19 protein-coding genes and 3 tRNA genes are annotated in these 20099 nt (G+C 46.9%); 10 read left to right on the top strand and 12 right to left on the bottom strand.

Annotated elements, in window-relative coordinates:
• Positions 1-9 precede the first annotated feature (9 nt).
• The 3 genes from nadA (at position 10) to sodC (ending at position 3195) form a co-directional block, all read left to right on the top strand.
• A complete protein-coding gene (nadA, locus tag SHEWANA3_RS11210) occupies positions 10-1083 on the top strand; it encodes a quinolinate synthase NadA (RefSeq protein WP_011717092.1) in 1074 nt (357 codons plus the stop codon).
• A gap of 272 nt (positions 1084-1355) precedes the next feature.
• A protein-coding gene (locus SHEWANA3_RS23195) for an IS3-like element ISShes13 family transposase (protein WP_086017254.1) occupies positions 1356-2572 on the top strand; the annotation gives its coding sequence in 2 pieces (ribosomal slippage) (positions 1356-1704 and positions 1704-2572; 1218 coding nt in all).
• A gap of 110 nt (positions 2573-2682) precedes the next feature.
• A complete protein-coding gene (gene sodC, locus SHEWANA3_RS11195; protein WP_011717089.1) occupies positions 2683-3195 on the top strand; it encodes a superoxide dismutase family protein in 513 nt (170 codons plus the stop codon).
• 125 nt (positions 3196-3320) lie between these two features.
• Here sodC and gap read toward each other — a convergent pair whose 3' ends face one another.
• Both gap and SHEWANA3_RS11185 read right to left on the bottom strand, forming a co-directional pair.
• Entirely contained in the window at positions 3321-4331 is a 1011-nt protein-coding gene (gene gap / locus SHEWANA3_RS11190; RefSeq protein ID WP_011622787.1) for a type I glyceraldehyde-3-phosphate dehydrogenase, read from the bottom strand.
• A 212-nt stretch (positions 4332-4543) separates the two neighbouring features.
• Positions 4544-5431: a DUF2989 domain-containing protein gene (locus tag SHEWANA3_RS11185; protein WP_011717088.1), complete on the bottom strand. Its 888-nt coding sequence runs from the start codon at positions 5429-5431 to the stop codon at positions 4544-4546.
• Between the two features lie 206 nt (positions 5432-5637).
• Between SHEWANA3_RS11185 and SHEWANA3_RS11180 the strand changes: the two genes are divergently transcribed.
• From SHEWANA3_RS11180 to SHEWANA3_RS11160, 5 genes are all read left to right on the top strand, one after another.
• Positions 5638-7071: a glyceraldehyde-3-phosphate dehydrogenase gene (locus SHEWANA3_RS11180; protein ID WP_011622785.1), complete on the top strand. Its 1434-nt coding sequence runs from the start codon at positions 5638-5640 to the stop codon at positions 7069-7071.
• A gap of 325 nt (positions 7072-7396) precedes the next feature.
• Positions 7397-7472 (top strand) — tRNA-Gly (locus tag SHEWANA3_RS11175).
• A 23-nt stretch (positions 7473-7495) separates the two neighbouring features.
• A tRNA-Cys gene (locus SHEWANA3_RS11170) sits at positions 7496-7569 on the top strand.
• 49 nt (positions 7570-7618) lie between these two features.
• A tRNA-Leu gene (locus SHEWANA3_RS11165) sits at positions 7619-7705 on the top strand.
• 293 nt (positions 7706-7998) lie between these two features.
• Entirely contained in the window at positions 7999-9192 is a 1194-nt protein-coding gene (locus tag SHEWANA3_RS11160) for an amino acid aminotransferase (protein ID WP_011717087.1), read from the top strand.
• A 164-nt stretch (positions 9193-9356) separates the two neighbouring features.
• Here the strand turns inward: SHEWANA3_RS11160 and SHEWANA3_RS11155 are convergent, their stop codons facing one another.
• Entirely contained in the window at positions 9357-10280 is a 924-nt protein-coding gene (locus SHEWANA3_RS11155; protein ID WP_011626149.1) for a YvcK family protein, read from the bottom strand.
• A gap of 317 nt (positions 10281-10597) precedes the next feature.
• Between SHEWANA3_RS11155 and SHEWANA3_RS11150 the strand changes: the two genes are divergently transcribed.
• Both SHEWANA3_RS11150 and SHEWANA3_RS11145 read left to right on the top strand, forming a co-directional pair.
• Positions 10598-11410 (top strand): glucosaminidase domain-containing protein, encoded by an 813-nt coding sequence (locus SHEWANA3_RS11150; RefSeq protein WP_011622782.1) that lies wholly within the window; start codon positions 10598-10600, stop codon positions 11408-11410.
• Entirely contained in the window at positions 11403-12026 is a 624-nt protein-coding gene (locus tag SHEWANA3_RS11145; protein WP_011622781.1) for a DUF2987 domain-containing protein, read from the top strand. Before SHEWANA3_RS11150 ends, SHEWANA3_RS11145 begins: the two co-directional genes overlap by 8 nt.
• Positions 12027-12085: 59 nt before the next feature.
• Here the strand turns inward: SHEWANA3_RS11145 and ttcA are convergent, their stop codons facing one another.
• The 9 genes from ttcA to SHEWANA3_RS11100 all read right to left on the bottom strand — a co-directional run bounded on the left by ttcA (position 12086) and on the right by SHEWANA3_RS11100 (position 20092).
• The gene (gene ttcA / locus SHEWANA3_RS11140) at positions 12086-13054 is read right to left on the bottom strand and encodes a tRNA 2-thiocytidine(32) synthetase TtcA (protein WP_011622780.1); all 969 of its coding nucleotides are present in this window, start codon (positions 13052-13054) and stop codon (positions 12086-12088) included.
• A 77-nt stretch (positions 13055-13131) separates the two neighbouring features.
• The gene (gene uspE / locus SHEWANA3_RS11135) at positions 13132-14064 is read right to left on the bottom strand and encodes a universal stress protein UspE (protein ID WP_011622779.1); all 933 of its coding nucleotides are present in this window, start codon (positions 14062-14064) and stop codon (positions 13132-13134) included.
• A 142-nt stretch (positions 14065-14206) separates the two neighbouring features.
• The gene (gene etrA / locus SHEWANA3_RS11130; protein WP_011622778.1) at positions 14207-14959 is read right to left on the bottom strand and encodes an electron transport transcriptional regulator EtrA; all 753 of its coding nucleotides are present in this window, start codon (positions 14957-14959) and stop codon (positions 14207-14209) included.
• 55 nt (positions 14960-15014) lie between these two features.
• Positions 15015-15707 (bottom strand): sulfite exporter TauE/SafE family protein, encoded by a 693-nt coding sequence (locus SHEWANA3_RS11125; protein WP_011717086.1) that lies wholly within the window; start codon positions 15705-15707, stop codon positions 15015-15017.
• Positions 15708-15715: 8 nt separating this feature from the next.
• Complete coding sequence (ccoS, locus tag SHEWANA3_RS11120; RefSeq protein ID WP_011622776.1) at positions 15716-15916, bottom strand: cbb3-type cytochrome oxidase assembly protein CcoS; 201 nt, start codon at positions 15914-15916, stop codon at positions 15716-15718.
• A gap of 19 nt (positions 15917-15935) precedes the next feature.
• Positions 15936-18335, bottom strand: a complete 2400-nt coding sequence (locus tag SHEWANA3_RS11115) for a heavy metal translocating P-type ATPase metal-binding domain-containing protein (protein WP_041412637.1) — start codon at positions 18333-18335, stop codon at positions 15936-15938.
• Between the two features lie 22 nt (positions 18336-18357).
• Positions 18358-18837, bottom strand: a complete 480-nt coding sequence (locus SHEWANA3_RS11110; protein WP_011717084.1) for a FixH family protein — start codon at positions 18835-18837, stop codon at positions 18358-18360.
• Between the two features lie 110 nt (positions 18838-18947).
• Entirely contained in the window at positions 18948-19916 is a 969-nt protein-coding gene (gene ccoP, locus SHEWANA3_RS11105) for a cytochrome-c oxidase, cbb3-type subunit III (RefSeq protein WP_011717083.1), read from the bottom strand.
• Positions 19916-20092, bottom strand: a complete 177-nt coding sequence (locus SHEWANA3_RS11100; protein WP_011072349.1) for a CcoQ/FixQ family Cbb3-type cytochrome c oxidase assembly chaperone — start codon at positions 20090-20092, stop codon at positions 19916-19918. Before SHEWANA3_RS11100 ends, ccoP begins: the two co-directional genes overlap by 1 nt.
• Between the last annotated feature and the right edge of the window lie 7 nt (positions 20093-20099).

The following is a 20099-nucleotide window of genomic DNA, read 5'->3' as shown; positions in this document are numbered from 1 at the left end:
GGATTTGTTATGAGCCCCAGCCCATTTGCCCCAACAATCGAAACTATTGATTATCCGTTTCCGCCTAAGCCAATTCCTCTGTCCGATGCCGAAAAGGCGGACTACAAGGCACGTATCAAGCAGCTGCTGATTGAAAAAGATGCGGTATTGGTTGCCCATTATTATACCGACCCTGAAATTCAAGCTCTGGCCGAAGAAACTGGCGGTTGTGTTTCTGACTCACTCGAAATGGCGCGCTTTGGCCGCGATCATCCCGCCAAGACGTTAATCGTCGCCGGGGTGAAATTTATGGGTGAAACCGCCAAAATCTTAAGCCCTGAAAAAACCATTCTGATGCCGACCTTGGAGGCGACCTGTTCATTGGACTTAGGTTGCCCCATCGATAAATTCAATGCCTTCTGTGATGCGCATCCTGATCATACCGTAGTCGTTTATGCCAACACTTCGGCGGCGGTAAAAGCCCGTGCCGATTGGGTGGTCACCTCAAGTATTGCCCTTGAAATCGTTGAGCATTTAGACAGCGAAGGCAAAAAAATCATTTGGGGCCCAGACCGTCATTTAGGCAGTTATATTGCCAAACAAACGGGCGCCGAGATGTTGATGTGGCAGGGTGACTGTATCGTTCACGATGAGTTTAAGGCCAATGCGCTGCGAGATTTAAAGCGTGTTTACCCTGACGCGGCGATTCTAGTGCACCCAGAGTCACCCGCGAGTGTGGTTGCGATGGCGGATGCTGTCGGCTCCACCAGCCAGTTGATTAAAGCTGCGCAAACCATGGCAAATGAGCGTTTTATTGTGGCGACCGATCGCGGTATTTTCTATAAAATGCAACAAGCGGCGCCGGGTAAAACACTGATTGAAGCGCCTACTGGCGGTAATGGTGCCACCTGTAAGAGCTGTGCTCACTGTCCTTGGATGGCGATGAATGGCTTAAAGGCGATTGAAGCGTCCTTAAGTGACAGCGACAAAACGACTCACGAAATCTTTGTCGATGAAGATTTACGCGTGAAAGCCTTAATCCCGCTTACCCGTATGCTCGATTTCGCTAAAACACTGAATATGAAAGTGAAAGGCAACGCTTAATCAAGCGTGCATAACACTCACGAAAAATGAAATCCCTGCCACTTGGCGGGGATTTTTGTATCGGTTCAAATTGATCAGCAGCTAAGCTGCTAAGTATGTGCTTAATAAGGTGCGCTAACTTTTAGACGCCATTCTTCATAGATGCATATATGCTTCAATTTAAAGAAATACACGCTCTTTTACTTACTGGATCGGTGTTGTTGGCCTAAATTTGATATAGTGACCCGTCCTAAATAGCGTTGACACTTTTCAAACTCATTTTGGAGAGTGTAATGACTTCAACAATTAAACGAACTCAACGTGATTATTCCCTCGCTTTTAAATTGGCGGTTGTCGACCAAGTGGAAAAAGGCGAGCTGACCTATAAGCAGGCACAAGACAAGTACGGTATTCAAGGCTGCTCCACCGTGTTAGTGTGGTTACGCAAGCATGGCAAACTGGATTGGTCCCTAGGGACGCCGCCTACATCAATGCGAGGACAGTTGATGACTGAACCCACCACGCTCACCCCCGAGCAAAAGATAAAAGCCCTCGAAGCCGAACTTGAAGATACTCGCATGAAAGCCGCGTTCTTCGAAGCCATTGTCGAAAAACTCAGAACTGACTACGGGATATCCGTCGTAAAAAAGCCACCCGCGAAACGCTCCAAGAAAAAACGGCCATAGGTTATGGCGTCACCCAATGCTGTCGTTACCTTGGCATCAGTCGCCAGGCGTATTATCAACAATGCCAGCGGCAAATCGTCTCAGAGCTAAAGGAGCAAGAGGTGGTGCAAACGGTACAATATGAACGGTTATTTCAACCGCGAGTCGGTACGCGTAAACTGCAGTATTTACTCAACAAAATGCATCAAATAGTGATAGGACGAGACCGGTTATTTCGCTGTCTTAGGGCGCATCGTTTGTTGGTCACGCCGAAACGGGCGTACCATAAAACGACCCATAGCCATCATCGATTTAGGTGTCATCCCAACTTGCTTAAGCCCAGTGAGCAGCAAGTGGACATCAGCCGCTCAGAACAAGTCTGGGTGGCTGATATTACCTATCTGTCACTGCAAGATAATGAAGCCTATTTAAGCTTGGTGACCGATGCCTGGTCACGAAAAATTGTGGGTTATCATGTTGATGATAATCTTAAAACAGACGGGGTGCTAACGGCTTACAAACGGGCACTGAGACAGCGACAAGATAAAAGTAAACCGCTGATACACCACTCAGACCGAGGGATACAGTACTGCTCAAACGCGTATCAAGCGGTTCACGCACAACATGGCGTGACATGCTCAATGACAGACGGATATGACTGCTATCAAAATGCCTTAGCAGAGCGAGTGAATGGCATCTTGAAGCAGGAGTTTTTAACACATAAGCCCGCAACGCTGGAGGAGGCGCGACAAATGGTGGCAGAAGCGGTTGCCATCTATAATCAACGACGGCCACATTTGGCCTTAAAATACAAAACGCCCGATGAGGTTCATCGAGCGTTTTAGGTGGAAATAAGTGTCAACTTATTTCAGGACGAGACATAGCAAAGCGTAGGTGAGTTCACTCATTGCGCTGTGTTCATGCAATTTTGTATAAGATAACCATGGAGAAGGGTATGAAAAACATCGTGTTACTGCTTGCATCAATGTCTGCTGCCTGTGCATTTGCAGACGTGAGTGTGCCAATGAATCTTGTCAACGAAAAGGGCGTGGGTGAAAGTGTCGGTCAAGTGACCATTTCTGAGTCGCAGTATGGAGTGGTATTTACGCCATCACTCAAAGGCTTAATGCCGGGATTACATGGTTTCCATCTACATGAGAACGGCAGCTGTGATCCAAAGGAAAAGGACGGAAAAATCGTCCCTGCTGGCGCGGCAGGTGGACACTATGATCCTGCCGCCACGAAAGCCCATGGCACGCCATGGGGAGAAGGGCATTTAGGCGATCTACCACCATTGTTTGTCGATGCAGACGGTGCAGCTAGTCAGGCCGTGCTGGCACCGCGCTTAAAAATGGGTGATCTTAAAGGCCATGCGATCATGATCCATGCCGGTGGCGACAACCATTCCGATCACCCAGCGCCTTTAGGTGGCGGCGGTGCGCGTGTAGCCTGCGGTATTATCAATTAATGTATCGCCACATTCAGTTGTTAGCGGCGAAATGCGAGCATTGGTAACGACAGTGGATTAATGAGCCGTGAAATCGGTATAAAAAAAGCCCCGCAAGAGCGGGGCTTTTTGATAAAGAAGAATGATTACTTCGCGTTCATCAGCGCAACCGCGTTGTCCAACATACGGTTACTGAAGCCCCATTCGTTATCGTACCATGCCATCACTTTAACTAAACGGCCGTTAACGCGGGTTTGAGTCGCATCGAAGTTAGATGAAAACGCATTGTGGTTAAAGTCGATAGACACCAGTGGCTCTTTGTTAACCGCTAACACTTCGCTCAGAGGCGCAACAGCAGCGGCACGTTCGATGATGGCGTTAACTTCTTCAACAGTGGTATCACGTGCTGCAATGAAAGATAAATCCACTAAAGACACGTTAACAGTCGGTACACGTACTGCTAAACCATCGAATTTACCTTGTAATTCAGGTACAACTAAACCTACTGCCGCGGCAGCGCCAGTTTTAGTTGGGATCATTGACAGTGCTGCAGCGCGGGCACGACGTAAATCTGTGTGGTATACGTCAGATAAACGTTGATCGTTGGTGTAAGCATGAATGGTGGTCATCAGACCGGATTCAATACCAATTTCGTCATTTAACGGCTTAGCGAAAGGTGCTAAACAGTTAGTGGTACATGAAGCATTAGAGATAACTGTCATATCCGCGGTCAATACATTGTTGTTCACACCGTAAACGACGGTTGCATCAACGTTTTTACCTGGTGCAGAAATAATGACTTTCTTCGCGCCCGCCGCTAAATGTGGCTGTACAGATTCTTTAGAAGTGAAGATACCAGTACATTCGAACACGACGTCAACTTGTAAGTCGCCCCAAGGTAATTTACCTGGATCGCGTTCTTGGAAGGTGAGGATCTTGTCGCCGTTGACATAAATTGCTTCAGCATCATGCTCAACTTTGGCATTGAAACGACCATGTACAGAATCGTATTTTGTCAGGTGAGCGTTGATTGAAGCGTCGCCTAAATCGTTGATGGCAACAATTTTGATTGGGTAAGCTTTTTCGCTTTCATACAGGGCGCGTAATACGTTTCTACCGATACGGCCATAACCATTTATTGCTACACGGATAGTCATCTCATATCCCTCTGGTGATTATAAAATTCAACTGGTAGTAAAATTACCAAACTGACAGCTATCGTCAAGTGAATTCGGCAATTTTGCCGGGATTCGGTTAACAAATTAGGTGTTTTTTTTACATTGCTCGCGAAAACACCATTTTCAGCGCTGTATTTGGGTAAAAAATTACAAGGTGGCAAACATTTTGCCGACGTTCTTCAAAACGCAAGTTAAGGCGAATTTGGCTTCTCTGGCTCGACAGTTGTTGCCGCTGGCGGTGTGACCTCCGTCTGGGGCGGAGCAAGCCAGAGCGCAACCGGACTGGTTGAATAGAGGCCATCTTCTAACGCGTCGATTAAGTTCTGGGCGTATTGATCTAATTTGGCCGCTAGCGCCTTGTCGCCACCGATTAAGGCTAGCATCTTATCTTCAGAATACTTCTGCTGCGTAAGTAGTAAATTCGCTTTGGTCAGCATATATGTTTTTTCAAACGCTTGGGTTTGACGATAGGCTGAGGCGAGCCCAAGCAACCAGTTGGGATCAAAGTCGGCATATTGAATTTCTGCAAACACTTTAAGATAGAGTTGTTGCGCTTTGATGGCATTTCGATTGCTGTAATAGGTGGCGATTTGCGCAAGGAGAAAAGGCTCAGTAACTTCACCGGCATTTTCTTGCGCTAATAGTCGGTTTAAGGCATCGGTGTCACCAAAACGTGTCCATTGATAGTAAGACATAAAGGGGTCTTGGCGTTCGCGGGTTTCTTCCTGTAGACGGCTGAGGTTTTCTGTACTCAGGCGAAAGGCTCTGGCGCGGTCAGCCGTGCGATTCGTATGGATGATATGTTGCACCCCTGAGGCCAATTCAATACAACGGCTGTAATCTTCAAGGTAAGTTAACTGTTGGTAAAGTTGCTTGCCCGTAGGATTTTTGTTGTCTAATAGGTCGAATCGGCTCTGGATCAGCAGGGTTTTCTCGGTTAAACACCATCCATCTTTATGCAAATCGGCACAAATTTCAGGATTATTTTTACAAATCGTTTCGATATTTCGGCCATTATCACAACCGAAAAGGCTTATCGCGAGGGTAAATGATGTAATTATTACTAGATTTTGTCTCAAAACACGCTCCAAAATGCAATTTTCTCTAATAAAATTACAGATTTACAGAAAATATCTTACTGGCAAGCTGGGTCAGTTTTCATTACAATGGCGCCGACCAAAACACAGGGTTTTCCCTAAAACCTCCATAAGATTATTGGTCTTTTCGTCATGTTACTCAAACCTTTCAATATATTTTATTGAAAAGTGAGATAAAGGATCTGTAAATGAGCGCTGATAAACACCTACAAAGTTGGCAAGAACGTTTTGAAATGGCAGAGGCAATGCAACCTTTGCTGGGCAAGTTGTACCGTAACCAAGGCGTCGAAGTTGTGGTTTATGGTAAGCCATTACTCAATGCTTCTACTATTGAGATTATTAAAGCGCACCGTTTAGTTCGTCGTCATGTCGGCGAGAAATTACGTTTACGCGAGAGTTTCCCGTTTGTTCAAGCCTTAAGCAGACTCGCAGTTAAACAATGTAAAGTGGATATTGGTAAGCTTGCCGTTAAATACTGGGCTGAACATACCGATACCAACGAAATTGAAAGCTATATGGCACGTGAATTAGCGGCAGCGATTGATCATGCTGATGATATCGCCCCGCGTGATGTAGTGTTGTATGGTTTTGGTCGTATTGGCCGCTTATTAGCGCGCTTACTGATCGAACGTACTGGCCGCAGCAACAAGTTAAGACTGCGCGCTATCGTGTTACGTGGTGGTAAGAAGGGCGATTTAGAAAAACGCGCAAGCTTACTGCGTCGTGACTCTGTTCATGGTCCATTTAACGGTTCAGTTGAAGTGGATGAAGAGAACAACGCTATCATCGCTAACGGCACCTATATTCAAGTTATTTACGCAAACTCGCCAGATGAAGTGGATTACACCAAATACGGTATTACAGATGCCTTAGTGGTAGACAACACGGGTATTTGGAAAGATGAAGCAGGCTTAGGCTTACACTTGAAGAGTCCAGGTGCGAGCAAAGTGTTACTGACTGCACCTGCAAAAGGCGCCATCAAGAACATCGTTTACGGCGTGAATGAAGGCGACATCACTGCAGAAGATATCATTGTGTCTGCGGCGAGCTGTACCACTAACGCCATCACACCAGTACTGAAAGCGGTAAACGACAAGTACGGTATCGAGAATGGTCACGTTGAGACTATTCACTCATACACGAACGATCAAAACCTGATCGACAACTACCACAGTGCTGACCGTCGTGGTCGCAGTGCACCATTAAACATGGTGATCACTGAAACGGGCGCGGCTAAAGCCGTAGCTAAAGCTCTGCCAGTATTAGCGGGTAAACTGACGGGTAACGCGATTCGCGTGCCAACACCAAACGTGTCTATGGCGATCATCAGCATGAACCTCAATGCTGAGACTAACAAAGATGAATTGAACGAATACCTGAAAGACACTGCGCTGCAATCACCATTGCAGAACCAAATCGATTACACAGACTCAACTGAAATCGTATCAAGCGATTTAGTGGGTTCTCGCTATGCGGGCGTGGTTGATTCACAAGCGACTATCGCCGAAGGTAAACGTGCCATTCTGTACGTATGGTATGACAACGAATTTGGTTACAGCTGCCAAGTCGTCGGTGTGATGCAGACGATGTTAGGCCTGACGACTCTGTCTCTGCCAGCATAATCGCTACGCACATAAAAACGTCCAAGAAAAAGCGCCCAGTAGGGCGCTTTTTTTATGACATTGACCCGTCCTAAATAGCGTTGATAAGGCTGGGTAACATCACTTCAACTCTTGTTGTTGCAAAGAAAATCATCAAATTGATTATTCCATCGGCAAGTTTTTATCTCTGTGGCTGAATATTGGGCAAACAGTGCTTCTAAGCGCAATATTTCAAATTTGTTGATTGACTCTGAAGGTTAAATCGGTAGAATGCCAATCCGCAGTCAGGGGAAAGCGTAGCAACGTAACTCCTAAGCTTAATGACTCATTAAGCTGTGACATCGATGCGACATTAGCTCAGTTGGTAGAGCGATACCTTGCCAAGGTATAGGTCATCGGTTCGAACCCGATATGTCGCTCCAACTCTTTACGAGTTTGGAAATCTGGCGCGATGGCAGAATGGCTATGCTGCGGATTGCAAATCCGTCGATCTCGGTTCGACTCCGGGTCGCGCCTCCATAGATTAAGGTATTAATGACACGATTCCCGTCGTTAATATAAAGAGTTTGCCCGAGTGGTGGAATCGGTAGACACAAGGGATTTAAAATCCCTCGCTGGTAACAGCGTGCCAGTTCAAGTCTGGCCTCGGGTACCATAACATAGAGAAGGCCTAACAGATGTTAGGCCTTTTTTATTGCCGCAAATCCCGTTCTAACCCCTACAAATTAATCCTTAAACAAATAGTGATCAGCCTCTTAAAAATCACAATTATCAAAAATTTCAGCCTCAAGACAATTGATCTCTCATTTAGTTGTTATTTATTTTAATCAATCCATAATACGCAAACTATTTCCTTAAGATGCGGCAATAGGCGCTATTCCCCCTCTTAAGACAGTGGTATAAATAAGCCGAATTTCCCCTACACGTGAACATTTAGGATAAGTAGTCATGATTTTCTCTCAGGTAGTACTCGCACCCGCTGATCCCATCCTTGGTTTAACCGATACCTTCAAGGCCGATCCACGCCAAGATAAAGTGAACCTCGGTGTTGGCATTTATAAGGATGAAGCAGGGCAGACTCCAGTATTACAGTCAGTGAAGAAAGCAGAAGCCCTATTGCTTGAGCAAGAGAAGACCAAGAACTATTTAGGTATTGAAGGGGTTCAAACCTATAACCGCGTGGTACAAGAGCTATTATTTGGCGAGGGCAGTACGCTTGTGACGTCAGGCCGTGCCGCGACCGCTCAGGCGCCAGGTGGTACTGGTGCACTGCGTATTGCCGCCGAGTTTCTACTGCGCAACACGCCATCGCGCACTGTGTGGGTCAGTAACCCAACTTGGGCGAACCATCAGAATATTTTTGAAACTGCAGGTTTAACGGTTAAAGAATACGGTTACTACAATGCCAGTGCCCACGATATCGATTTCGATGGCATGATGACAGATCTCGCCAATGCACAGGCGGGTGACATTGTTCTACTGCACGGTTGCTGCCATAACCCAACGGGTATTGATTTGACCTTAGCCCAATGGGAATTGGTTGCTAACCTGTGTGCAGACAAACAGTTAGTGCCATTGTTTGACTTTGCTTACCAAGGTTTTGGTGCTGGGATTGAAGAAGATGCCGCAGGCCTACGTTTAGTGGCTGCAAAAGTACCTGAGTTGTTAGTGGCTAACTCTTTCTCTAAAAACTTTGGTCTTTATAACGAGCGTATCGGCGCTGTGACTGTAGTGGCACAAAATGCCGATGAAGCGGTGCGTGCCTTCAGCCAAGTGAAACGTACTATTCGCGCCAATTACTCAAACCCACCAGCACACGGTGCGTTAATTGTTAGCACCATTTTAAGCGATGCGGCATTAAAAGCACTTTGGGTACAAGAGTTGACTGAAATGCGTGAACGTATCGCCCAGATGCGTACTCTGTTCGTCCAAAGCTTAAAGGATGAAGGCGTCACCCAGGACTTTAGCTTTATTTCCCGCCAAAACGGTATGTTTAGCTTCTCTGGCTTAAACAAAGAGCAGGTTGCACGCTTAAAAGACGAGTTTGGTATTTATATCGTCGGCTCAGGCCGCATTAGTGTTGCCGGTATGACCAAAACCAATATGCCTGTGATCTGTAAAGCGATTGCCCAAGTTCTTTAACTTAGTTCTTTAACTTAGCTCTTTAATTTAGCTCTTTGATTTAGTCCTCTAATATCAGAAGAGGGCTCACTAAAAAGGACAGCCTAGGCTGTCCTTTTTGTATTTTGAGCTGTCCTTTAGCATTTTGAATCTGTTGGATGCTAAAGGATGCGGTTAGTCTGTCGTTATGACGCCAAGGTTTCTAGCGGTAAATCCGACTTAATTCTCAATACTGCACTGAGCGCATCACGCAGCCCTGCCTGATCGTGTAATTGCGGATTGTGGCGATTCCTTAACGGGAAGTAATTCATTAAAGTGCCAAGGCGCACTTGTTCTGAGTGACGTAGCACTTTAGTGATCACAGGCTTGCCAATCACTTGATGGCACCAAGCTATCCGCTGCTCAATACTAAACTGGCCAGCTGGTGAAGTTTCTTCATTCAGATTATCGATAAAAACCACGGGCGCAGTGGTCATCGCTAAGGCTTTAGCAAAGCAGGGCAGTAACAGCGGTGGCATAATACTGGTCAGGAAGCTCCCTGGGCCTAGGATAATCAGATCCGCACGGCTGATGGCCTCACAGGCTTCGGCAGTTGCATCGACCTGTGGTTCAAGACATAAGGCAATTGGCGCCTCATTCATCTTATCGACATTAACCTCACCAAAGACCTTACAACCAGAGGCCTGCAATGCCACTAAATGGGTTGGTTGTTCTGACATAGGGATGATATTGGTTTCAATCTTAAGCATATGACGTATAAGATTGACGGCCTCGAGGGGCCTAACGCAAAGCTTATCGAGGGCAAGCAGCATCAAATTCCCTAGATTGTGGCCGCTTAGTTCGGTTTCGCCCTGAAAGCGGTACTCAAATAATTGCGAGCTCACCGATGGGCGATGGGCTAGTTGAGACAGACAATTACGCAGATCGCCCCAGGCAATACAGTCCTGTTCGGCCCGTAATCTGCCCGTAGAGCCACCATTATCTGTGGTTGCAACAATGCCTGTGAGACGATTGCCCAGAAAATCCAGCGATGAGAGTACTCGACCCAAGCCGTGACCACCGCCAATGGCGACCACGTGTCTGTATTGATTTAAGATTTGATGCTGCATGAGGGTTCCTTCCTGAATACCCAAAAAATCCTGTCCTGTTGTTAAGCGGTGTTGCGAAGCCTCGTTTGGGCTCAGTTGCCAATACCTGCGTTAACGGAACCTTAGTATAAAAGCTCAGTCAAAAGCATGCACTAAATATTCACGCTCAAATTGTGCCAATGTGTATGAGTTAAGCGTGGGATCGCATTTTCAGCACAGATACGCTTTGACTGCGCTTGGCATGGGCGGTTTTGTCGTCAGATTTCGTGAATTTCAAGATATGACATATAATCTGGCGCTTATTTTGCCACTCGTGACTCAATATCAAAGGTGACTTATTGAAAACAGGTAGAATTGGTTCGTTTACACTCGCGTTAGCCCTAGTGATCTTAGCGATTTTTTCGCTGAGAGTCTGGCTCATTCCTACTATTGATGAGCCTGAATCTATCGTTAACCAACTGGAAAACTCCGTTGATCCCGTTACTCAAGTGCCTGACTTTTCTGCCATCAATGATGTGGCGGAAAAAAAGCGTGCCTTTTTTGATTTTCTCAGGCCGATCATTCAACAACAAAATGCCATTATTGCCACCGAGCGTGACTTTATCACCGACATGTTGGCCTTAGTGGAGAACGACAGTACTCTGTCGGATAAGCAGTTAGCGCAGCTCAATCAGTTATTTGATAAATATCAATATGCTGCCCGTAATGTGGATGCAAAATCCCTGAACAGTTTACTGAAACGGGTCGATATTATTCCCGAATCTATGGTGCTTATTCAGGCGGCCAATGAATCGGGATGGGGCAGTTCGCGTTTTGCCCGTGAAGGCTTTAACTTTTTCGGCGAATGGTGTTTTAGCAATGGTTGCGGCATAGTGCCATCCTCTCGTGGTTCGGGCAAAACCCATGAAGTGAAAGTGTTTCCCTCGGTGGACGCTTCAGTGTCTTCCTATATGCGCAATTTGAATTCGAATACGGCATACACGCTGTTTCGCTCAATACGTGCAGATTTACGCTCTCAGGAAGCCGAATTAAGTGCCGACCAACTGATCTATGGACTAGTGAATTATTCTGAAAGGCAAGAGGCTTATATCGACGAGTTACTCGATATGTTACGTCATAATGAAAAATATTTGGTGAAGGCGGATGCATAAAAAATGGTGGTTAGTGGGGCTTTGCTTGTGTGCGACAAGTCTGCAGGCAGAAACGATTTCCCTCGAATATAAAGGCTTTTATGACAGATTAAAGCAAGTCAATAAGGGAAATTATCAGTTAGTCGAAATCGCCTTTAGTGTACCAATGCTACCTAATTGTCAGATCCAGAGTGGAAGCATTTCGAGTGAATTAAATTCAACGCCACTCACTTATACTGCGGCGCAGCGGTTGTTTATTCCCTTTGATGACGCGCTTAAAGATCAACGCGCATTAGTGAATCTAGAGTTTGAGGGCAAGGCTGAGGGCTGTGGTATTGCAATGCAAGTCAGAGCTAAGCAGACTTTAGCCACATACGACAAGGCGCGACTAGCGCAAATCGCCAGCGAAATGGATGCTTTACTCGGAGCCATGCAGGGCTTCCCGATGCGCTATTTTAAGGAGCCAATCGCGGGATTAAACTTTGAATTTGCTCAAGACCAAGCCGTTACTGTGACGCTTGATGGGCGTGAGCAACAGGTGAACAGCAGCTTTAAGTTGAGTGTTGAGCAGCTTAACAGCTTGACGTCGTTGCAATTTAGCCAAGCGCCGACCGTGTTGAGCCCTTGGGTTAAGTAAGGATAGATTTAAGCTATAAAAAAGCCCACTCTCGTGGGCTTTTTTTATGCGTATCGCGTTTACGCTTCGTAAACGTTGACGATATTGATGCGTTTTGCCGCATCTAAATCGATATGGCCGCTGTTGGCGATATCCAAAAAGTCAAATGCGGGTAAATCGGCTTCGGCCACATCACCCTTCATTGGCGCGTTGGGATCGCGTTTCAACGACACAAAGTCAAACTGCTCACGGTCAACACCCTGTGAAGGGGCAGTGTTTTGCATGGCGGTGAAAATAGTTTCAATACGGCCTGGGTAGAGTCTATCCCACTGATTGAGCATGTCTTTCACTGCTTGACGCTTGAGGTTTTCCTGCGAGCCACAAAGATTACAGGGAATGATGGGGAATTTTTTCAATTCCGCATATTCTTCTAAATCCTTTTCGCGGCAATAGGCGAGTGGACGAATAACCACGTTAGCGCCGTCGTCCGAGAGCAACTTAGGTGGCATGGCTTTCATCTTGCCGCCGTAGAACATGTTGAGGAACATGGTCTCAATAATATCGTCTCTGTGGTGGCCTAGTGCGATTTTGGTTGCGCCAATGCGCTGGGCAAAGCCATAGAGAGTACCGCGACGCAGGCGAGAGCACAGCGAGCAAGTGGTTTTGCCTTCAGGGATCTTTTCTTTCACAATCGAGTAAGTGTCTTTCTCGAGGATGTGATAGGGAATATTAAGGCTGTCTAAATAGGCTGGCAGTACGTGTTCAGGGAAACCCGGCTGCTTTTGATCTAAATTAACGGCAATAATTTCGAACTGTACGGGCGCGCGCTGCTGTAGATTAAGCAGAATATCCAGCATGGCGTAACTGTCTTTACCGCCACTTAAGCAGCACATGACTCGGTCGCCATCTTCAATCATGTTGTAATCGGCGATGGCACTACCCACTTCACGGCGCAGACGCTTCTGTAATTTATTCAGACGGGTAATTTGTTTTTTTGATAATTCTTCAGGCATTTGACTCGCCGTAACTTCAGACATAGCTTCCAACATAAAAAAAGCGCCCAGTAACTCAGTTTCAGGGCGCGTATTATTCCAGCTATCGACGGCGGGGTAAAGAGCGGCGTGCGTTATGCCTCTTCAAGCGGTGATTTATAACCATCGGGTTTGATGGCTAATAAATCACAGTTAATGCTATCAATCACATGCTCTGCGGTATTGCCGATAAGCGCCGCCGAGAATCCAGTCCGACCGACAGTACCTAAAATGACCAGCTCGGCATCGAGTTGCTCGGCAAGTTCAGGGATCACATCCTCTGGCAAGCCTTCTTTCACATGGCAGTGCAGGGTATCGATACCATAGGCATTGGCAAGGTATTGCACTCGTTGCTCATGTTGCATGCGAATGGTGTCGTTATAGGTTTGTGCATCGAAATCAGGCAGTTCAATGGCAAGATTCACCGGTGTGCCGGGATAACCATTGACTAAGTGCACTTCGGCGGCAAATTTTGCGGCTAAATCCTTGGCATGTTCGATAATCTTGCCGTTTAGCATCTGATGATCGGTGTCTTCGGTTGCCACGTTGACGGCGCAGAGGATTTTACCCGCTTCTGGCCAATCATGATCTTTGACCATCAACACAGGCACAGGCGCTTTACGCATTAAATGCCAATCGGTTGGAGTAAAAATAACGGCCTTTAACTTGTCGTGGGCGTGGGTGCCTTTGACGATCAAATCATATTGCCCTGCAATCGCATGGTTGATGATGCTTTCAAATGGGCGATTGTGCCAAATAACTTGAGTATCAATATCGAGTTGCAGGTGGTTATAGGCAGTCAGTAGATCTTGGATCCACGCCAGACGCTGATCGATCACACCTTGGCGCATGGCTTCGCGCTCTTGGCTCGATAGAATCGATGTCATTTCATAGGAGAAGTCAAAAATAGAGAGAAACACAGTCACATGGGCGTTACTTTTACTGGCCAAGGTCACCGCTCGGGCGAGTGCAACTTGATGCTCTGTCGTGGGGTCGACTACTACCAGTATTTTTTGATAATCCTTCATAACATGTTCCTTTAGTCATAGGCTCATGTTCATCATGAGCCTTTGGCAATTATCTGTATTGTTCTAGATCAAAACTCTTTTCAAAACCAGTGCCTAGCGCATTAATTACGAATATTAAAGCACAAATCTAGGAAGGTGTGACTTATCTGGCGATCCTGGCATTACCTGCCAAGAGATTCAGTTCGTGGTGGTCAAGGATAGTGATGTACTTGCCTTTCACTTCAATCAAACCTGACTTTTGGAAACGGCCTAACAAGCGGCTGATGGTTTCTACGGTTAAGCCAAGGTAGTTACCAATGTCACCACGGGTCATGGTTAAACGGAATTCTTTCGGAGAAAAACCACGGTTGCCAAAGCGATTAGCTAGATTGCTGATAAATGCGGCGAGGCGTTCCTCGGCATTTTTCTTGCTCAGCAATAAAATCATTTCTTGATCGCTCATGATTTCATTGCTCATTAAGCGCATGATTTGTTGGCGTAACTTGGGCATGCTGCCTGAAAGCTCATCGAGAATATTGAAGGGGATTTCACATACCATTGAGGTTTCTAAGGCTTGGGCAAAACTCTGGTGGGATTGAGCATGAATACCGTCAAAACCAATCACATCGCCCGCTAAATGGAAACCGGTGATCTGTTCATCGCCCTGTTCGGTAATCGTATAACTTTTTACAGTACCAGAGCGGATGGCGAACAAGGACTTTAATGGATCGCCTGATTTAAAAATCTGCTCACCTTTTTGAATTGGCTTTTTACGCTCAATGATATCGTCGAGCTGATCGAGCTCGTTGGCATTGAGGGTAAACGGAATACAAAGGGTACCCATACTGCAATCGTGACAATGAATTGCGCACCCACTCGCGGCGGGACGACGGTTTTTATTCTGCTCTATTGTCATGTCGGTTCTCAAGTTAATCCACTGCAGCCATGTTAAACCAATTCACTCGCTTGGGCTAGTTTAGCTGCGACAGGGCGATATATAAAGTTTGTGCGCCAAAGGCAATTAAAAGTAAGCCACTCAATAATCTAACGGTTTTTTGCTGTACCCAATTGGCCAAACGTTTGGCCGCAACACCGGCACTCAGGAGTGCGGGGAGTGTCCCTAATCCAAAGGCGAACATAATCAAAGCGCCTTGACTGGCAGAGCCTGCCGCCACCGACCAGGTTAAAGTGCTATAGACCAAGCCGCAGGGTAGCCAGCCCCAAATGAGTCCGGCGGTGATGGCCTGCATTGGCGTATTGATGGGGACGAGGCGTTGGGCTAAGGGTTTCAGATAGCGCCATAACACTTGGCCAAGGCGCTCAATCTGCACTATCCCCACCCAGATTTTTGCAATGTAAAGCCCGGTTGCAATCATCATCACGCCAGCAATGATCCTTAGGATCAACAGGTAACTGTCGAGTTCAAATAAGTGCCCAAGCATGGCCGATGAACCGCCGACTAAGGCGCCTGCGAGGGTATAACTTAAGATCCGGCCGAGGTTATAGCTTAATAAGTAGGTGAGTTGATGGGCTAAGTGATTGCCCTGTTTAGGATTCGGCAGTTGGGAAGAAAAGGCACCAACGAGGCCGCCACACATGCCAAAGCAGTGGGCAGCGCCCATTAACCCCACCAGAAATGCCCCTGTGACGTTATATTCAATCACAGAGCCAATCACTGAGGCATGCCTTTATCTTGTGCCTGTGACGATGGATTGGCTTGAGTCGGTTTGTCTGCATCCTCATCGAAGAGAATCGACACACTTTGACGGTCTAAGTCATCGAATTGTTCGGATTTTACTGCCCAAAAGAACACGGCTACGGCGATCAACACAAAGATCATCGCGATAGGAATTAGTACATAAATGATGCTCATAACCTAAGCCTTTTTGTTGTTATAATTTAATTCGTAATAATCTCAAACTGTTACCCACAACAATCAAAGAGCTTGCCGACATGCCAAGGGCGGCAATATAAGGCGCAACATGCCCAGTTACCGCCAGCGGTAAAATCAGCGCGTTATAGCCTAAGGCCCAAGCGAGGTTTTGACGAATAATTTGTGTGGTCAGTTTAGCAACCTTGACCGCTTGGGTGAAGCGAGAGAGGTGATCGCCAAGCAGAATGAGATCGGCGCTGTTTTTCGCAATCGCGCTGCCGCTCCCCATAGCCACCGACAAATCGGCGCCCGCCAAGACTGGTGCATCATTAATGCCATCGCCGAACATCGCAACTGGTGTCGATTGTTGTAGTTTGGTCACCAGTGCCAGTTTATCGGCTGGAGTCAGTCCACTGTGGACATCGTTAATCCCGAGTTCTTTCGCCAATTGATGCACATGCCCAGAGCTATCGCCACTGGCAATACTGACCTGGCAACCTTGCTGCTTCAAAATATCGACGGTTTCTTTGCTATCGACACGGATATTATCTTGGATCTCAATAGTGGCGATGACTTCAAGCTGGCCATTATGGCTGCGGGCGAGCCAAATCAGCTGATTTGCAAGCTTGGGCTTGGCGGTAGCACCCGTGAAGCTTGCGTTACCAATGCGGTATTCGGTGCCATTAATCAAGCCTTTCACCCCAAAACCCACTTCATGGTGAACTTGCTCGGCAATCACATCGGTTTGGCTAAAGCTGGCAAAGGCCGCAGCGATGGGGTGGCGTGAGCCTGATTCTAACGCCGCAGCAATCGCCAGTGCTTGTTCTTGGGTGAAATCTTTATGGCACTCAACTTTGGCTATCGATAGGGTGCCGCAGGTGAGAGTGCCAGTTTTATCAAATACCACATGCTTAATTTGTGGCAGTTTTTCAAAGACGCCCGCCTTACGGGTAATGATCCCAAGGCGAGTAAAAATAGCTGTCGCACAGGTGACGGCTGTCGGGGTCGCCAGCGCAAGGGCACAAGGGCAGGTGGCCACTAATACCGACAAGGTGACCCAAAAGGCATCTTCGGGGGAGATTTGCAGCCATACCAGATAGGTGATTGTCGCAATGGTTAAGATAGTGCCTGAGAAATAACGCGACAATTTATCGGCCAACATAGCGACGGCAGGTTTAGTGTTTGAGGCTAATTCCTGCAGACGAATAATCTCGGCAACCAATTGATCTTGCCCAAGGGCGGTGACTTTTACCTTGATAGGCTGGTCTAGGTTAATGGTGCCAGCAAACACTTGGCTATCGACGGGCTTTTCAATCGGCATTTGCTCACCGGTGAGCATGGCTTCATTGATGCTGGTATGGCCGTCAACTACGATGCCGTCGGCGGCAACCATCTCGCCGGGTTTAATGAGGATAATGTCCCCAAGGCGTAATTTCTTAGCGGGGATCTCTTCTTGCCCCTGGGCCGTGACCAAATGTGCCGTAAGAGGTACTAATTTGTGGAGATTGCTGGAGCTAACGGAGGCCTTTTGTCTTGCCTTCTGCTCGAAATAACGCCCCAGCAGCAGGAAGAAGGTAAACATGGAAACGGATTCAAAATAGACTTCACCCGTGCCGTTAACGGTGGCAAAGCAACTGGCAATATAGGCGCCGCCAATGGCGATAGAGACCGACACATCCATATTGAGTTTGCCACTGAGCAGGGTACGAATGGCGCTGAAATAGAAGGGCTGCGCCGAATACAGCACCACGGGCGTGGCGAAAATCATGCTCACCCAGCGGAAATAATCCCGATATTGCACATCCAAATCGGTAAAGTAACCGGTATAGAGGGCGAGGGCGAACATCATCACTTGCATAGTCGCAAAACCCGCCAAGCCTAAGCGCAATAAGAATTTGCGGCTATTTTGCTTGGCGGTCAGTTCTTGCTCATCCACTTGATAGGGCGCGGCTTGATAACCGATACGGCTAATTTGCCCAAGAATATCACTGAGTTTAACTTGCTGTTTATCCCAGCTGATCATCGCCCTTTGGGTGGTGGAGTTGACCATCACTTGGCTGACGCCAGGCAGTTGTTTCACTTTATGCTCGATTAACCACGCACAGGCCGCACAAGTAATGCCATCGATGGACAGCGAAACAGAGTCACTATTTTCCTCTGAGTGGACAAAGTCCTGCTGTACTTCGGGCAAATCGTAGGCACTAAACTGATTTAATTCATCAGGTACCAGTGCCGTCTGTTTACTGCCGGGCTCGGTTCGAAACTTGTAATAGCTTAATAAACCTGCATCCACAATGGCTTGGGATACCGCTTGGCAGCCAGGGCAACACATGAGTTCATCGCGATCATTGATACGGGTGACAAACTGAGTGCCCGTAAGCACGGGCTCATTACAGTGAAAACAACTTGGATGTGTCATAGCAATATTCATTCAACCACAATTAGTTCAACCACAATTGGACGTTGTCTTTGAGTTCGACACGTTGATGAATACGCCATTTGCCATCAAAACCTTCCAGACGGACTTCCCAAGCACCGGTTAATACATCGGGCAGAGTAATGCGATACACATGGTTGGCATCGGCGGTGACTGTGGTCTTAATGTCTTTTTCGGCAATGGTTGGGTGATAAAATTCAACTTTTAATGCAGCTTGGTAAGCAGGGCCGCCGTGTTGAGTGAAGAGGAGTTCATGATGATTCTGTTCGAGTTGCCATTGCATGCCAAGCTGCTTGGCATATTTGACCTTACTCAAGTCCATATTGATGGCTTTGCCTTCTTTGTAATAATCCTCGGCGACCAGAGAGTCAGAGTTTGAGAGGGCAATTTTTAGCGTGGTAAAACTTGCGACGACGGCACACAAAGGAAGAATAATTAAAAACCAAGGCCAAAACTGCTTATACCAGGGTTGTTGTTCGCTCATGTTAAATACCCATAATAAAAATTTGCGCCATTTTACCGTTAAAAGGTGGCTTTAGCACTTTAAAAAAAAGGCCTCGACGTTATCGAGGCCTTAGCGTTACTCATATCTAATTACTTGTTTGACAAGCTATAAACATAAGCTGCGATCACGTGGACTTTCTCTTCACCGAGAACGTCTTTCCATGCTGGCATCACGCCTGCACGGCCGTGCTTGATCGTTTCTTCGATCATGCCGCGGCTACCGCCATATAACCAAACATCGTCAGTTAAGTTAGGCGCGCCCATGAGTTTGTTGCCTTTTGCGTCCATACCGTGACACGCAAAACAACCTTTCATGAATGAACCTTGACCTTGAGCGGCGAGTTTCTCGTCGTGCTCACGGCCAGATAACTTAACCACGTACTCGGCCAGACCTGCAATTTCGCTATCGTCGATTGGCAAACCACCTTTTGGTGGCATCATGCCATGACGACCGTTCATGATAGTGGTCTTGATAGTGGCTAAATCGCCACCATATAACCAATCACTGTCGGTCAGGTTAGGGAAGCCTTTGCTACCACGTGCGTCAGAGCCATGGCACTGGGCGCAGTTTTGTAGGAACAAACGACCGCCCACTTTCAACGCTTCTTGGTTTTTCACTAACTCTTCGAGTGGTGTTGCCAAGTAAGCCGCGAAGATTGGGCCATATTTTTCGTTAGCGTGTTTAACTTCTTGGTCGTACTGAACGTACATGCCTTCTTTTGCTGCCAGCTCAATCGCGGCTGCAGAATCGGCTTTAATCCCTTTCTCTGTACCAATGCTTTGGTTAGAGCTGGTCCAGTTCAGTAGACCTTTGTAGTTACCTAAACCTGGGAACAGGGCTAAGTACACTAGGCCAAACACGATAGTGATATAGAACATATAACTCCACCATTTTGGCAGTGGGTTATTGAGTTCTTCGATACCATCGAAACTGTGACCCATGGATTCGCCCTCTTTGACATCCGTGGTGTTCTTTGAACACACACGCAGCAACAGAAAACATCCTGCGATCACAGTTAACGAGAGTACGCTAATCCAAATACTCCAGAAGCTACTCATCACTTATTCTCTCCTGAGTCCTTCGATTCCTTGCTGATTTCCTCATCGGAAAACACAAGATTCGCTGCTTCATCAAAGGATTTTTGACGACGCGAGCTATATGCCCAAGCAAATATACCGACGAAGGTCAGCATCACAATGATGGTTAAAATACCTTGTAATGTGCCGTAATCCATATATTGC

The organism is Shewanella sp. ANA-3 (genome assembly GCF_000203935.1).
Taxonomy (GTDB): Bacteria; Pseudomonadota; Gammaproteobacteria; order Enterobacterales; family Shewanellaceae; genus Shewanella.
Note: the sequence above shows the minus strand (reverse complement) of the source record. Positions and strands in the feature narration are given on the sequence as shown.

Bases quoted from the DNA above. Each gene is read 5' to 3' on its own strand.
- SHEWANA3_RS11180 (WP_011622785.1), top strand. From the start codon at position 5,638: ATGAGCGCTGATAAACACCTACAAAGTTGGCAAGAACGTTTTGAAATG.
- SHEWANA3_RS11145 (WP_011622781.1), top strand. From the start codon at position 11,403: ATGCATAAAAAATGGTGGTTAGTGGGGCTTTGCTTGTGTGCGACAAGT.
- ccoS (WP_011622776.1), bottom strand. From the start codon at position 15,916: ATGAGCATCATTTATGTACTAATTCCTATCGCGATGATCTTTGTGTTG.
- SHEWANA3_RS11115 (WP_041412637.1), bottom strand. From the start codon at position 18,335: ATGACACATCCAAGTTGTTTTCACTGTAATGAGCCCGTGCTTACGGGC.
- SHEWANA3_RS11100 (WP_011072349.1), bottom strand. From the start codon at position 20,092: ATGGATTACGGCACATTACAAGGTATTTTAACCATCATTGTGATGCTG.
- sodC (WP_011717089.1), top strand. From the start codon at position 2,683: ATGAAAAACATCGTGTTACTGCTTGCATCAATGTCTGCTGCCTGTGCA.
- SHEWANA3_RS11155 (WP_011626149.1), bottom strand. From the start codon at position 10,280: ATGCAGCATCAAATCTTAAATCAATACAGACACGTGGTCGCCATTGGC.
- etrA (WP_011622778.1), bottom strand. From the start codon at position 14,959: ATGACAATAGAGCAGAATAAAAACCGTCGTCCCGCCGCGAGTGGGTGC.
- gap (WP_011622787.1), bottom strand. From the start codon at position 4,331: ATGACTATCCGTGTAGCAATAAATGGTTATGGCCGTATCGGTAGAAAC.
- SHEWANA3_RS11160 (WP_011717087.1), top strand. From the start codon at position 7,999: ATGATTTTCTCTCAGGTAGTACTCGCACCCGCTGATCCCATCCTTGGT.
- ttcA (WP_011622780.1), bottom strand. From the start codon at position 13,054: ATGTTGGAAGCTATGTCTGAAGTTACGGCGAGTCAAATGCCTGAAGAA.
- SHEWANA3_RS11110 (WP_011717084.1), bottom strand. From the start codon at position 18,837: ATGAGCGAACAACAACCCTGGTATAAGCAGTTTTGGCCTTGGTTTTTA.
- uspE (WP_011622779.1), bottom strand. From the start codon at position 14,064: ATGAAGGATTATCAAAAAATACTGGTAGTAGTCGACCCCACGACAGAG.
- nadA (WP_011717092.1), top strand. From the start codon at position 10: ATGAGCCCCAGCCCATTTGCCCCAACAATCGAAACTATTGATTATCCG.
- ccoP (WP_011717083.1), bottom strand. From the start codon at position 19,916: ATGAGTAGCTTCTGGAGTATTTGGATTAGCGTACTCTCGTTAACTGTG.